General features: G+C 71.7%; 11 protein-coding genes. 9 read left to right on the top strand and 2 right to left on the bottom strand.

Annotated elements, in window-relative coordinates:
* Nucleotides 1-82: 82 nt before the first annotated feature.
* Nucleotides 83-1,213 carry a glycerophosphodiester phosphodiesterase gene (locus ABZU46_RS02345; RefSeq protein ID WP_354854423.1) on the top strand — a complete coding sequence of 377 codons (1,131 nt, stop codon included), beginning with the start codon at nucleotides 83-85 and terminating at the stop codon, nucleotides 1,211-1,213.
* 581 nt (nucleotides 1,214-1,794) lie between these two features.
* Here ABZU46_RS02345 and ABZU46_RS02340 read toward each other — a convergent pair.
* Nucleotides 1,795-2,025, bottom strand: coding sequence for a winged helix-turn-helix domain-containing protein (locus ABZU46_RS02340; protein WP_139586398.1), 231 nt, complete (start codon nucleotides 2,023-2,025; stop codon nucleotides 1,795-1,797).
* Between the two features lie 290 nt (nucleotides 2,026-2,315).
* On the opposite strand from ABZU46_RS02340, the gene ABZU46_RS02335 reads away from it, so the two are divergent.
* The 6 genes from ABZU46_RS02335 to ABZU46_RS02310 all read left to right on the top strand — a co-directional run bounded on the left by ABZU46_RS02335 (nucleotide 2,316) and on the right by ABZU46_RS02310 (nucleotide 7,432).
* Nucleotides 2,316-2,561: a hypothetical protein gene (locus ABZU46_RS02335; RefSeq protein WP_354854422.1), complete on the top strand. Its 246-nt coding sequence runs from the start codon at nucleotides 2,316-2,318 to the stop codon at nucleotides 2,559-2,561.
* A 209-nt stretch (nucleotides 2,562-2,770) separates the two neighbouring features.
* Entirely contained in the window at nucleotides 2,771-3,970 is a 1,200-nt protein-coding gene (locus ABZU46_RS02330; protein WP_266246453.1) for a substrate-binding domain-containing protein, read from the top strand.
* A 3-nt stretch (nucleotides 3,971-3,973) separates the two neighbouring features.
* Nucleotides 3,974-4,717, top strand: a complete 744-nt coding sequence (locus ABZU46_RS02325) for an ABC transporter ATP-binding protein (RefSeq protein WP_354854420.1) — start codon at nucleotides 3,974-3,976, stop codon at nucleotides 4,715-4,717.
* Nucleotides 4,717-5,442 carry an ABC transporter ATP-binding protein gene (locus ABZU46_RS02320; RefSeq protein ID WP_354854418.1) on the top strand — a complete coding sequence of 242 codons (726 nt, stop codon included), beginning with the start codon at nucleotides 4,717-4,719 and terminating at the stop codon, nucleotides 5,440-5,442. The genes ABZU46_RS02325 and ABZU46_RS02320 overlap by 1 nt, the downstream gene beginning before the upstream one ends.
* On the top strand, nucleotides 5,442-6,332 hold the full coding sequence (locus ABZU46_RS02315; protein ID WP_354854416.1) for a branched-chain amino acid ABC transporter permease: 891 nt from the start codon (nucleotides 5,442-5,444) through the stop codon (nucleotides 6,330-6,332). Before ABZU46_RS02320 ends, ABZU46_RS02315 begins: the two co-directional genes overlap by 1 nt.
* Nucleotides 6,329-7,432 (top strand): branched-chain amino acid ABC transporter permease, encoded by a 1,104-nt coding sequence (locus tag ABZU46_RS02310; protein WP_354854414.1) that lies wholly within the window; start codon nucleotides 6,329-6,331, stop codon nucleotides 7,430-7,432. The genes ABZU46_RS02315 and ABZU46_RS02310 overlap by 4 nt, the downstream gene beginning before the upstream one ends.
* Nucleotides 7,433-7,658: 226 nt before the next feature.
* Here ABZU46_RS02310 and ABZU46_RS02305 read toward each other — a convergent pair whose 3' ends face one another.
* Nucleotides 7,659-8,480 carry a hypothetical protein gene (locus tag ABZU46_RS02305; RefSeq protein ID WP_354854412.1) on the bottom strand — a complete coding sequence of 274 codons (822 nt, stop codon included), beginning with the start codon at nucleotides 8,478-8,480 and terminating at the stop codon, nucleotides 7,659-7,661.
* A gap of 142 nt (nucleotides 8,481-8,622) precedes the next feature.
* Here ABZU46_RS02305 and ABZU46_RS02300 point away from each other — a divergent pair, with 142 nt between their 5' ends.
* Together ABZU46_RS02300 and ABZU46_RS02295 are read left to right on the top strand one after the other, a co-directional pair.
* Nucleotides 8,623-10,389 (top strand): BTAD domain-containing putative transcriptional regulator, encoded by a 1,767-nt coding sequence (locus tag ABZU46_RS02300; protein WP_354854411.1) that lies wholly within the window; start codon nucleotides 8,623-8,625, stop codon nucleotides 10,387-10,389.
* A gap of 9 nt (nucleotides 10,390-10,398) precedes the next feature.
* Nucleotides 10,399-12,528 (top strand): DEAD/DEAH box helicase, encoded by a 2,130-nt coding sequence (locus ABZU46_RS02295; protein ID WP_354854409.1) that lies wholly within the window; start codon nucleotides 10,399-10,401, stop codon nucleotides 12,526-12,528.
* The last annotated feature ends 33 nt before the right edge of the window (nucleotides 12,529-12,561 follow it).

Raw genomic sequence — 12,561 nt, 5'->3', positions numbered from 1 at the left:
CTGCCGGCCAGTCATCGACCAACTTCCGGTCAATCTCGGGCGGTCTGCTGTCTGCGACATCCCTCGATGACAGGAGACGGCGTTGCGACGTACTCTCTCGACCTTCGGCGTGGCCGGCGCGCTGCTCGCCGCCGCCGTGGCCGTGCCCACGATGGCCGCCGCCGACCCCTCGACCGGGGTCGACCGCGCCCGCGGCAACGACCGGCCGATCGTCATCGGTCACCGGGGCGCCAGCGGCTACCGGCCGGAGCACACCCTGGAGGCATACCGGCTGGCGATCCGGATGGGCGCCGACTACGTCGAGCCGGACCTGGTGTCCACCTCCGACGGTGTCCTGGTCGCCCGACACGAGAACGAGATCTCCGGGACCACCGACGTGTCGACGCACCCGGAGTTCGCCGCCCGGAAGACGACGAAGACAATCGACGGTGTCGCCGTGACCGGCTGGTTCACCGAGGACTTCACCCTGGCCGAGCTGAAGACGCTGCGGGCCAAGGAGCGGCTGCCGCAGGTCCGCGTGGCGAACACCGCCTTCGACGGACGCTTCGAGGTGCCCACCCTTCAGGAGGTCATCGACCTCGCGCGCACCGAGGGGCGGGCACGGGGCCGCACCATCGGCATCTACCCGGAGACCAAGCACCCGACCTACTTCACGTCGATCGGACTGCCGCTGGAGGAGCCGCTGCTGAAGGTGTTGCGGCAGAACAAGCTGGACCGGAAGAACTCGCCGGTCTTCATCCAGTCGTTCGAGACGGCCAACCTGCGTCGCCTGAGCCGGCTGACCGACGTGAAGCTCGTCCAGCTGCTCGACGCCACCGGCCGCCCGTACGACTTCACCGCCGCCGGCGACACCCGCAGCTACCAGGACCTCGCCACGGCGGCCGGCCTGAAGTGGATCGCCGGGTACGCCGACGGCATCGGGGCGAACAAGAACCTGATCGTGCCCCGCGACGCCGCCGGCAAGCTGCTCGCCCCGACGAACGTGGTGCGTGACGCGCACCGCGAGCGGCTGCTCGTGCACGCCTGGACGTTCCGCGCGGAGAACCAGTTCCTCCCCGTGGACTTCCGGATCGGCACCGACCCGAACGCGCGCGGCGACATCACGGCCGAGTACGAACTCTTCCTCGGCCTGGGTCTGGACGGCGTCTTCAGCGACCACCCGGACACCGCCGTCGCCGCCCGCGCCGGCCTCTCACCCCCTGCGAGCCGCTGACCCCCTGCGAGCCGCTGACCCCTGCGAGCCGCTGACCCATCGCGAGCCTCGGCCCGGAGCTGACCCGCTCCGAGCCGACCACCGGGCCGATCACGCCCGGCACACCCGCTGGCCCGTCGTCCGCCACCTCGGACGCCGGGCCAGCGGCGTCTCCGACACAGCCCGCAGGCCCAAGACCTGCCGACCTCCTGTGCGGGACGCCCCACTCGACCGGAGCCACTTGCTGTGTTGAGCGGTATACCTGTGAGTCATTTTTATGACTCACAGGTATACCGCTCAACAGGAGATGGCTCGCCCAACGGCGACACTCCCCAAGGTCGCGCTCGATCCAGGAAGTAGTGGCCTCGCCGTGCCCCCGAGGCCACTACATCAACGATCGAGCACGATCTTGCGAGGGCTAAGCGGCCTGATGCAGCAACAACGGGGACGTTGCTGCATCAGGGCTGGCGGACGCAGCAACAACGGGGAAGTTGTGCGGATCTTCTCGTGCTCGACCCGCCTTTGACGGCGGTCGGCGACTGTGGAAGTGGCGAGCGCCGACGACGAGGAGGCGCGGGGGGCGCGGGGACGGTGGCGGGGCGTCAGCGTCCGGGATGCTCGGCGACGTAGGTGCCACGCCCCGGCTGGCCGGTAATCAGCTCACGGTCGTGCAGCAGTGAGAGCGCCCGCGACGCGGTGTTCATGTGGACGGCGTAGCTCTCGGCGAGTTCCCGAGTGGAGGGCAGCTTGTCGCCCGGCTTCAGCTCGCCGCTCTTGATCTTCGCGGCGATCTCGTTGGCGATGCGCCGATAGGGCGCTTCTGCTGTGGGCATGGTGAGGACTCCGGTTGGTTCGGCTCCTCGATCATGCCGGCCTACACCAATATCTGCAACAAGCTGCAATGTCGCCGCCGCGAACCGTCGACCTACACAAGTATTTGGGGTAGGTTGCTGGATGTCCGGCTCCGGTTGGTTCGGCAAACCTCGGAGTTTGGGCCACTGGTTGGCTCCGCGTTCGTACCGCCGCCGTCGAAGGCTGCGGGCGTGGGGCCGGGCGGTCCGGTGGACGTCCCCTACCCGCACACCGGGCCGCCCTCCAGGTCGACGAGTCGAGGGTGGTGGTCGTGAGTAGTGCGAGGGAGCGCTTCGTGGTGCATCTGCCGGTCGTGGCCGCTGATCTGCCGGGGGCGCTGCGGTTCGCTCGGGCGATCACGCGAGCGCTGGGTTTCCTCGCCGACGTGGACCGGGCGGAGACGACGGTGTCGGAGGAGGACGCTCAGTGCGTACGACATCGGGTTTTCTGTGACCACCTGCTGGCCGGTCGTCGGCGGTGCCCGCGCCCGGCGGACCACGACGGGCCGTGCGGCTGAGCCCGGATGGCTCGGGGCGACACACCTGTCGATCCATCCGTGGCGCTTCGGGCCATCGGGGGGTCCGGGTCGAGGATGGTAGTGCGGTCCGCTGTAACCCCCGGCCACCCCCTTCCTGTTACTTGTGTGTTTCCGCCACATAGCTCGTGGGTGACGTCACTTCTAGCGTGAGCCGACAACACAGCATCCTGTCCTCACCTGGAGTCGCGATGACGGTCCGGCACACGCGGCGGGCGTTCCTCTCCGCCGCCACGATGATGGCTGCGGCGCTCGCCGCAACGGCCTGTGGTAGCCCGCAGGACACCGCCACCGGCGGCGGCGACAGCGCCGCCCCGGTCAAGGTCGGCCTGGTGTACTCCCAGTCGGGAGCCCTGGCCAGCTATGGAAAGCAGTACGTCGAGGGGTTCAAGGCGGGGTTGGACTTCGCCACCAAGGGCACCGGCAAGGTGGGTGACCGGAAGATCGAGCTGACCGAGGTCGACGACGCCGGTGACCCGGCCAAGGCGGTCTCCGCCGCGAAGGACCTGATCGGCAAGGGTACGAAGATCATTGCCGGCTCGACCGCGTCCGGTGTGGCGCTCCAGGTCGCGCCGATCGCGGCGCAGAACAAGGTTCTCTTCATCTCCGGCCCGGCCGCGACCGACGCGGTGACCGGGGCGAACAAGTACACGTTCCGCTCCGGCCGGCAGTCCTACCAGGACGTGGTGACCGCCAAGTCGTTCATCGGCGACCCGGCCGGCAAGAAGGTCGTGGTCTTCGCCCAGGACGGCGCGTTCGGTGACGCCAACGAGGCGGCCGTCAAGGCGGTCATCGGTAGCGCGGGCGCCACCGTGAGCAGCGTCCGGGCGCCGGCCAGTGCCACCGAGTTCACGCCGTTCGCCAGCCAGATCAAGGCCGCCAAGCCGGATCTGCTCTTCGTGGCCTGGGCCGGCACGACCGCCCCGGCCATGTGGCAGACGCTCGACCAGCAGGGTGTGCTTTCCTCCACCACGGTCGTCACCGGCCTGGACATCCGGGCCTCCTGGCCGACGTTCGGGGCGGCCGGCGCGAAGATCTCCTTCCTGTCGCACTACTTCGACGGTGCGTCCGACACCGAGGCCAGCAAGGCGCTCAAGGCCAAGGTGAACACCATCGACCTGTTCCACCCGGACGGCTTCGCCGCCGCCCAGATGGTGGTCCGCGCGGTGCAGGAGGGCGGCGACGACGTCGACAAGATGGTCACCGCGCTGGAGGGCTGGAGCTTCGACGGGGTCAAGGGCAAGATGACCATCCGGGCCGCCGACCACGCGCTGCTCCAGCCGATGTTCCAGGCCAAGCTGACCGGCAGCGGCACCGCCTTCACGGCGACCGCGCAGAAGAGCCTCACCGGTGACGAGACCGCGCCGCCGGCCGTGGCGATGAAGGGCTGATTCATGCTCGCCACCCGCGGTCTGACCTGGCGGATCGGTGAGGTCGCCATCGTCGACAGCGTCTACCTCGACCTGGCGCCCGGGGAGTTCCTGGGCGTGATCGGGCCGAACGGCGCCGGCAAGACCTCACTGTTCAACCTGATCACCGGCCTGCGCCGGGCCACGGAGGGTCGGATCACCCTGGACGGGCAGGACATCGGTGGGCTTGCGCCGCACCGGCGGGCCCGCCTCGGTCTGGGCCGTACCTTCCAGGCGTCGTCGGTCTTCGGCTCGCTCAGCGTGCGGGAGAACGTCCGGCTCGCCGTGCAGGCGCACCGCGGGGGCTCGATGGCGCTGTGGCGGCGGGCGGCGGCCGACCGGGAGGTCGCCGCCGCCGCCGACGCGGCGCTCGACCGGGTCGGCCTCGCCCACCGGGGTACGGCGATGGCCGGCACCCTGGCACACGGCGAGAAGCGCAAGTTGGAGATCGCTCTGCTGCTCGCCGGTGAGCCGCGGGTGATGCTGCTCGACGAGCCGATGGCCGGCGTCAGCGCCGAGGACGTGCCCGAGCTGGTCGCCGTCATCAAGTCGTTGACCGGGGACAGCGGTCGGGCGGTGCTGATGGTCGAACACCACATGGACGTGATCCTCGAACTGGCCGACCGGATCGCCGTCATGCACCACGGCGCGCTGCTCGCCTGCGACACCCCGGAGACGGTGATGGCGAACCCCACCGTGCAAGAGGCCTACCTGGGGGAGTCGCTCTGATGGAACCGATCCTCAGCGTGGAGGACCTGTCGGTCCGGATCTCCGGGCTGCACATCCTCCAGGGGGTGTCCTTCACTGTCGCCCCGACCGGGGTGACCGTCCTGCTCGGCCGCAACGGGGTCGGCAAGACCACCACGCTGCGCGCGATCGTCGGCCTCACCCCGCCCGCCGGCGAGGTCCGCGGCACCATCCGGATGGGCGCGCAGAGTCTGCTGGCCCGCCCCACGCACCGGCTGGTCCGCGGCGGTCTCGGTTACGTGCCCGAGGACCGCTGCGTCTTCGCCGGCCTCACCGTCGCGGAGAACCTGCGGCTCGCCGAGCGGCGCGGCACCACCCCGGCGTACGACAAGGTCTTCGCGCTCTTTCCGGAGCTGGACCGGCGCGGACGCCAACGGGCCGGTTCGCTCTCCGGCGGGCAGCAGCAGATGCTCGCGATCGGGCGGGTGCTGCTCAATGACAACCGGCTGCTGCTGGTCGACGAGCCGACCAAGGGGTTGGCGCCGAAGGTGGTGACCGAGGTGGCCGAGGTGTTGGAACGGGTCGCGGAGTCGGTGCCGGTGCTGCTCGTCGAGCAGAACCTGGCGGTCGTACGCCGGCTGGCCCGCGACGCGGTGGTGCTGGCCGCCGGCAAGGTGGCCTGGACCGGCGACGCCCGGGAGCTGCTGTTGGAGACGGCGCTGACCAAGTCGCTGCTGGGTGTGGGCTCGGCGGAGGTGAACCACTGATGGGCACCGTGATCCTCTTGACGCTGACCGGGCTGGGCCTGGCGGCGCTGTACTTCCTCGTCGCGTCCGGCCTGTCCCTCGTCTTCGGCCTGGCCGACGTGCTCAACTTCGCGCACGGCCTGTTCCTCGGCGTCGGCGCGTACGGCACCTGGTGGGCGGCGGGCAATCTGCCCGGTGCCGGCGGCGACGGGTTCGGCTTCGTGTTCGCGGTCGCCTTCGGGGTGGCCGCCGGCACGCTGGTGGCGATCCTGGTCGAGCTGGTGCTGATCCGCCCGCTGTACTCCCGCACCATCGAGCAGGTGCTGGTCACCGTCGGGCTGTCGCTGGCCGGGGTGGCGTTGCTCCAGGCCACCTGGGGTGCGGACGCCCGGCCGTTTCCACGGCCGGACTGGACCCGGCAGGTGACCGGGATCCTCGGCGCGCAGGTGCCCAACGGTGGCCTGCTGCTGATCGTCGCGGCGGTGCTGGTGCTCGGCGCGATCCTGGCGTTCCTGCGGTGGACCCGCTACGGCCTGGTGATCCGGGCCGGGGTGGAGAACCGCGAGATGGTGACCGCGCTCGGCATCGACGTCCGCAAGGCGTTCACCCTGGTCTTCGCGATCGGTGGGGCGGCCGCCGCGCTCGCCGGTGCGCTCGGCGGGGTCTACTTCGGCACCGTCTCGCCCGGGCAAGGCGGCTCGCTGCTGATCTTCGCGTTCATCGTGGTGGTGATCGGCGGGATGGGCTCGGTGGTCGGCTCCGCGTACGCGGCGGTCGTGGTCGGGCTGGTGCAGCAGTTCGTCAACTACTACGGCACGTCCGGGCTGGGCGACATCTGCGTGGTCGGCCTGCTGGCCGTGGTGCTGCTGCTGCGCCCGCAGGGCATCGCCGGAAAGGTGGCAACGGCATGACGGTGATCGACGCGCCTCCCGCGCAGGTACCCGACGAGTTGACCCCGCAGCGGGGGCGGTGGCACCGGGTCCGCCCGTTCCTGCCGCTGGTCGCGCTGGCCGTGCTGGCGATCCTGCCGTACTCGACGATCTCCCTGCCGGGGATCTTCGAAGGGCCGGTCAACTCACCCGGCACCCTGCAACTGCTCGCCATCTGCCTGATCTTCGGCGGGCTGGCGGCCGGGTACGACCTGCTCTTCGGTCGGACCGGGATGCTCTCCTTCGGGCACGCCCTGTACTTCGCCGCCGGTGTCTACGGCACCGACATCCTCATCACCCGGGCCGGTCTGCCGCTGTGGCAGGCGGCGCTGCTGACCATCACCGGGGGAACCATCCTCGCGGCGCTGCTCGGCGCGGTGGCGCTGCGGACCGTGGGCATCGCCTTCGCCATGGTCACCCTCGCCTTCGCCCAGGTCGGCGCGATCCTGGTGGCCCGGGACTTCGGCGGGCTCACCGGCGGCGAGGAGGGTCTGCCGCTGGACGTGTCCGGGCTGCCCGCCGGGCTGGTCGGGGTGACCAACACGGTCAACCTGTACTGGTTGGCGCTCGCGTACCTGACGCTTGTGGTGTTCGTGGTGCACCGGGTGAGCGGGTCGCCGACCGGTCGGGTGCTCGCCGGGCTGCGTGACGACGAGCGGCGGATCGGCGTGCTCGGGCTGGACCCGTACCGCTACAAGCTGGTGGCGTTCACCCTGGCCGGCGGGCTGGCGTCGACGGGCGGGGTGGTCTACGTCCTGATCGTCGGCGGCGCGTCGCCGCACATCACCTCGTCCGAGCTGACCCTGTCGCTGCTGGTCATGGTGGTGCTCGGCGGGCCGGGCACCCGGTGGGGGCCGGTGCTCGGTGGGGTCCTCTACATGTACCTGGACCACCGGCTCACCGCGTTCGGCACGAGCGACGCGGTCGACAACCTGCCGGCCGTCCTCAGTCACCCGCTGAGCCAGCCCCTGTTCGTCCTGGGCACGGTCTTCATCCTGGCCGTCTACTTCTTCCCCGGAGGCATCACAAGCCTCGCCCCCCGCCTGGCCCACCTGACCAGATCCCTCCGCCCCCCACGCTGACCCCTCTGTCGATCATGAAGTTATTGCCACGACACGCCGTCGCGGATGGCGATAACTTCATGATCGACGGGGTTCTGTGGATGGCCGAGGGGCACGGCGGCTCGGTCCTCGGCCGCTGAGCACGCCACGCCGACCCGCAGCGCACTGAGCACGCCACCGTCCGCGGACGACGACAGGGCGGCGGCCCCCCGTGTGGCCGCCGCCCTCTGCGTCGTGGGTCAGCCGATCAGCCGTTCAACAACTCGTACGCCATCGCCGGCGCCTTCGTGGCGGCGGCGCCGGTCGGCATGCTGATCTTCGGCGCGCTGCCGTAGTCGGCGTACTTGACGACGTAGTCGTACGCCTTCGCCTTGCCGGCGGCCGGCATCTTCAACGTCAGCGAGGCCAGGTGCTTGTCCGCGCCGACCACCGCGGTGAACGGCACCTTCTTGGCGGCCTCCCCGAGGGCCGCCGCCTCGCCCTCCTCCAGCGCCTTCGACGCCTCCGGCTCGCTCACGTCGATGAACCCGACGTACTGACCGGGGCTCTTCTCCTCGACCGAGGTGGCCGCCTGGATCAGCGGACCGGCGTTGCCCTGGTCCACACCGTCGTAGGACGGGACGCTCTCGGCGTCGGTCAGCTTCGCGCGGTCCAGCTTCATCCACTTGTCGGGGAACTTCGGCAGGCCGGGACGGCCGCTGAGCTTCACCTTCACCCAGTACTGCTCCTCGATCACCAGGAACGACATCTTCAACGCGATGCCGTCGGAGTCCGGCGGCATGACCATGTTGAGTTCGAGTCCCTTCGCCGCCGGGTCGACCCGGCCGTCGACGGTGCTCGACGCGTCCTTGCCGCTCAACCGGAACGCCCCCTCGGTGCCGTCCGGGACGGCGTCGAGGAGCGCCTCCTTCGGACTGACGCTCGGGCTGGCGGACGGGCTGCTCTGTGGCGCCGCGGCCGGTTCGCTCTTCGACCCGCAACCCGCGAGCAGGGTGGTCGCGGCCAGCACGGCGGCGGCCGTACCGACCGTCCGTCGGATGGTGCCGGCGGTGCCCGTTGCCTGTGTCATCGCACTTCTCTTTCTCGCTGCCTGGCTTCTGCCGACGACGATGCTGCCGGCCGGCACGGCGGTTCGGCTGCCGATATGCTGCCGTCCGGCTGCCGGGCACTGCCGTCCGGCGCTCGCGGGGGTGTCAGGAGCGGAAACTCGCATGTCAGGACAGCTGCGTTTCGAGATCCTCGGGCCTCAGCGGGCCTGGTACGCCGACCGGGAGATCGACCTCGGTCCCGGCAAGCAGCGCGCGGTGCTCGCCGTACTGCTGCTCTCCGCCGGCCGCTCGGTCTCCACCGGGCAGATCGTCGAGGCGGTCTGGCCGGAGGACCCGCCCGCCAACGGCCCGAACGTGGTGCAGAAGTACGTGGCCGGTCTGCGCCGGGTGCTGGAACCGGACCGGTCGCCGCGTACGCCGGGACAGGTGCTCAGCCTCACCGACGCCGGCTACCTGCTCCGGGTCAGCCCCGAGGCGGTGGACGCGGTCCGCTTCGAGCGGTTGGTGCACCGCGCCCGACAACGCCGCGCGGAGGGCCGTGCCACCGACGCGGTGACCGAGCTGGCCGCAGCCCTGGCCCTGTGGCAGGGGGAACCGTTCGCCGGCTTCACCGGGCCGGTCTTCGAGGCGGCCCGGCAGCGGTTGGTGGAGCTGCGGGCCGTGGCGCTGGAGACCCGGGCCGAGCTGATGGTGGACCTCGGGCGGCACCGCGAGATGGCCGGGGAGCTGGTGGAGCTGGTGGCCGAGTTCCCGGTTCGGGAACGGCTACGGCACCAGCTCATGCTGGCGCTCTACCGCAGTGGGCGGCAGGCGGAGGCACTCGCCGCGTACCGGGAATTCGCGGACCTGCTCCGCGAGGAGTACGGCATCGAGCCGGGTGAGGCGCTCCGCGTGTTGCACGGGCGGATACTGCGCGCCGACCCGACACTGGTGGTGGAAAAGCCGGCGAACGAGCCGGAGTCACCCCTGCCCGCGACCGCGGGATCCGTCGCGGTGGTGCCGGCCCAGGAGCGGGCAGCCGAGCCAGGCCACCCAGCCGACCCGGAATCCGCCGTTCCGCCGCCTGCTCCGCCGCCGGCCGCGTTCTCGCCGCCGGCTGCGTTCCCGCCGATGCCGCGGGACGAGTACCCGGTGCGCGGCACCCCACCCCGGCGGGCGCGGCGGTGGGTCAGCGTCAGCACGGCGATCGTCGCCGCGCTGATCGGGGTGCTCTCCTTCGGCCTGCTCACGTGGCTGGTGGTGCTGGTCTACGCGGTGTGGCGCCGGAGCTGGCGACACGGGCTCGCCGCCCTCGGCTACCTGTCGGTGATGGTCGCGTTCATCGGCGTGGTCGGCTCCGGTGACTCGGACGACGTGACCGCCGTCGACGTCGTCGCGATCATCACCTGGCTGCTCACCTGGCTGCTCGGCGTCCTGCACACGCTCCTGCTCAACGGTGCGATCTGGTCAGCGATCACCGGCCGGGGCGCGGCGCCGGCCGGGGCGGTCGCCGACGAGCGCCGGGTCCGCCGTGAGCAGGCCCGCTACCTGCTGTACCACTACCCGGCGGCGCGGCATGAGTTGCGCATCGGCCGGCCCGACCTGCCCCGTACCTTCGACGACGGGGGCCTGGTGGACGTCAACGCGGTCCCCGAGACGACGATCGCCGAGCTGCCCGGGATCACCGCCGAGCAGGCCCGGCAGGTGGTGGTGGACCGCTGGCTGCGTGGCCCGTTCGGTTCGATGGAGGACCTGGCCGCTCGCTGTCTGCTCCCGCTGCTGCTCACCGACTCCCTCCGCGACCACCTCGTCTTCCTTGCCCCGACGCCGGGCCCGACGACCGTGCTCCCGCAGCAGACCAGCCCTCCGCCCCAGCAGACCAGCTCTCCGCCCCAGCAGACCAGCTCTCCGCCGCAACAGGCCGGAGGGGATGTCCGCCCCAGCTGGTAGAAATGCCGGATGGGCGACGAACGGGCGGCGGTACGGGAGCGGGCCGAGGCGGTGCTGCGCCGGCTGGCCGGTGAGCACGCCCGACTGCGCGAGGATCAGTGGCGGGCCATCGAGGCGTTGGTCGTCGACCGGCGACGGGTGCTCTGCGTGCAGCGCACCGGTTGGGGCAAATCAGCCGTCTACTTCGTGGCCACCGCCCTGCTGCGCGACAGCGGGCAGGCCGACCAGGCCGGCCCCACCGTCATCGTGTCGCCGCTGCTGGCGCTCATGCGCAACCAGGTGGAGGCCGCCGCGCGGGCCGGCATCCGGGCTCGCACGATCAACTCGGCGAACCTCGACGAGTGGGACGAGATCACCGCCGAGATCCAGGCCGGCGCGGTGGACGTGCTGCTGATCAGCCCGGAGCGGCTCAACAACCCGGACTTCCGCGACGGCGTGCTGCCGAAGCTGGCCGCGACCACCGGGCTGCTGGTGGTCGACGAGGCGCACTGCGTCTCCGACTGGGGGCACGACTTCCGACCGGACTACCGGCGGCTGCGCACGTTCCTCGCCAACCTGCCCGAGCGCACGCCCGTGCTGGCCACCACCGCCACCGCCAACGCCCGGGTCACCCAGGACGTGGCCGAGCAGTTGGGCGACGCGCTCGTCCTGCGCGGCACGCTGGACCGCGAGTCGCTGCGCCTCGGCGTCCTCGACCTGCCCAGCCCGGCGCACCGGCTGGCCTGGCTCGCCGACCACCTGGACGAGCTGCCCGGGTCCGGCATCGTCTACACGCTGACCGTCGCGGCAGCGGGGGAGACGGCCGAGTTCCTGCGGTCGCGGGGCTATCCGGTCGCCTCGTACTCGGGGCAGACCGACGACGCCGACCGGCGGGCCGCCGAGCAGGACCTGCTCGACAACAAGATCAAGGCGCTGGTCGCGACCAGCGCGCTCGGCATGGGCTTCGACAAGCCCGACCTGGGCTTCGTCGTCCACCTCGGCGCACCACCCTCGCCGATCGCGTACTACCAGCAGGTCGGCCGGGCCGGCCGCGCCGTCGAGCACGCCGAGGTGCTGCTGCTGCCCGGTGTCGAGGACGCCGCGATCTGGCGCTACTTCGCCTCGCTGGCGTTCCCGCCGGAGCAGCAGGTCCGCGCCGTGCTGGCCGCCCTGCACACCGACCGTCCGCTCTCCACCCAGGCCCTCGAACCCCTCGTCGACCTGCGCCGGGCCCGCCTGGAGCTGATGCTCAAGGTGCTCGACGTGGACGGCGCGGTCCGCCGGGTGCGCGGTGGCTGGCTCGCCACCGGCGAGCCCTGGGTCTACGACGAGGCCCGGTTGCGCCGCGTCGCCGAGGCGCGCACCGTCGAGCAACAGGCCATGCGGGAGTACGCGTCGACGTCCGACTGCCGGATGCGGTATCTACGCGAACGCCTCGACGACACCGCCGCGACCGACTGCGGCCGGTGCGACAGGTGCGCCGACCCGCTCTTCGCCGCCGACGTGTCGACGGCAGCGCTCGCCGCCGCGCAGACCTTCCTCGGTCGCCCCGGCGTGGAGATCGCCCCGAAGAAGCTCTGGCCGACCGGGCTGGACGCGGTGGGCGTACCCCTGAAGGGCCGGATCGCCCCCGCGGAGCAGGCGCTGCCCGGCCGTGCGGTCGGGCGCCTCTCCGACCTGGGCTGGGGTGGCCGGCTGCGGGAGCTGGTGGGCCCGGAGGCGCCCGACGTGCCGGTGCCCGACGACGTCGCCGGCGCGGTGGTCGAGGTGCTGAAGGCGTGGGCGCACGGCGACGATCCGTGGCCCCGCCGCCCGGTCGGCGTGGTCGCGGTGGGCTCCCGCCGGCGGCCCCGGCTGGTCGGCTCGCTGGCCGAGCGGATCGCCGCCGTGGGCCGGCTGCCGCTGCTCGGCGCGGTCACCCCGACCGGCCCGGACGGCCCCGGCGGGCCGCGCGGCAACAGCGCCCAGCGGGTACGCGCGCTGCACGACGCCTTCACCGTGCCGGCCGACCTGGCCGACGCGCTGGCCGCGCTGGAGGGGCCGGTGCTGCTCGTCGACGACCTGGTCGACTCGGGTTGGACGATGACGATGGTGACCCGCGCGCTGCGGCGGGCCGGTGCTCCCGATGTGCTCCCGCTCGCTCTGGCCGTGGCCGGCTGAGCCGCCGTTCGCGATCGCGGAGGTCGGTGGGCG

Origin of the sequence: Micromonospora sp. NPDC005197 (assembly GCF_040608295.1) — a bacterium.
Taxonomy (GTDB): Bacteria; Actinomycetota; Actinomycetes; order Mycobacteriales; family Micromonosporaceae; genus Micromonospora.
The sequence above is the reverse complement of the archived record's forward strand: the minus strand, read 5'-3'. Positions and strand labels throughout refer to the sequence as shown.

What these genes read in the sequence shown, in the direction of transcription:
- ABZU46_RS02340 (WP_139586398.1), bottom strand. Translation starts at nt 2,025, where the DNA reads ATGCCCACAGCAGAAGCGCCCTATCGGCGCATCGCCAACGAGATCGCC.
- ABZU46_RS02330 (WP_266246453.1), top strand. Translation starts at nt 2,771, where the DNA reads ATGACGGTCCGGCACACGCGGCGGGCGTTCCTCTCCGCCGCCACGATG.
- ABZU46_RS02325 (WP_354854420.1), top strand. Translation starts at nt 3,974, where the DNA reads ATGCTCGCCACCCGCGGTCTGACCTGGCGGATCGGTGAGGTCGCCATC.
- ABZU46_RS02320 (WP_354854418.1), top strand. Translation starts at nt 4,717, where the DNA reads ATGGAACCGATCCTCAGCGTGGAGGACCTGTCGGTCCGGATCTCCGGG.
- ABZU46_RS02315 (WP_354854416.1), top strand. Translation starts at nt 5,442, where the DNA reads ATGGGCACCGTGATCCTCTTGACGCTGACCGGGCTGGGCCTGGCGGCG.
- ABZU46_RS02310 (WP_354854414.1), top strand. Translation starts at nt 6,329, where the DNA reads ATGACGGTGATCGACGCGCCTCCCGCGCAGGTACCCGACGAGTTGACC.
- ABZU46_RS02305 (WP_354854412.1), bottom strand. Translation starts at nt 8,480, where the DNA reads ATGACACAGGCAACGGGCACCGCCGGCACCATCCGACGGACGGTCGGT.
- ABZU46_RS02300 (WP_354854411.1), top strand. Translation starts at nt 8,623, where the DNA reads ATGTCAGGACAGCTGCGTTTCGAGATCCTCGGGCCTCAGCGGGCCTGG.
- ABZU46_RS02295 (WP_354854409.1), top strand. Translation starts at nt 10,399, where the DNA reads ATGGGCGACGAACGGGCGGCGGTACGGGAGCGGGCCGAGGCGGTGCTG.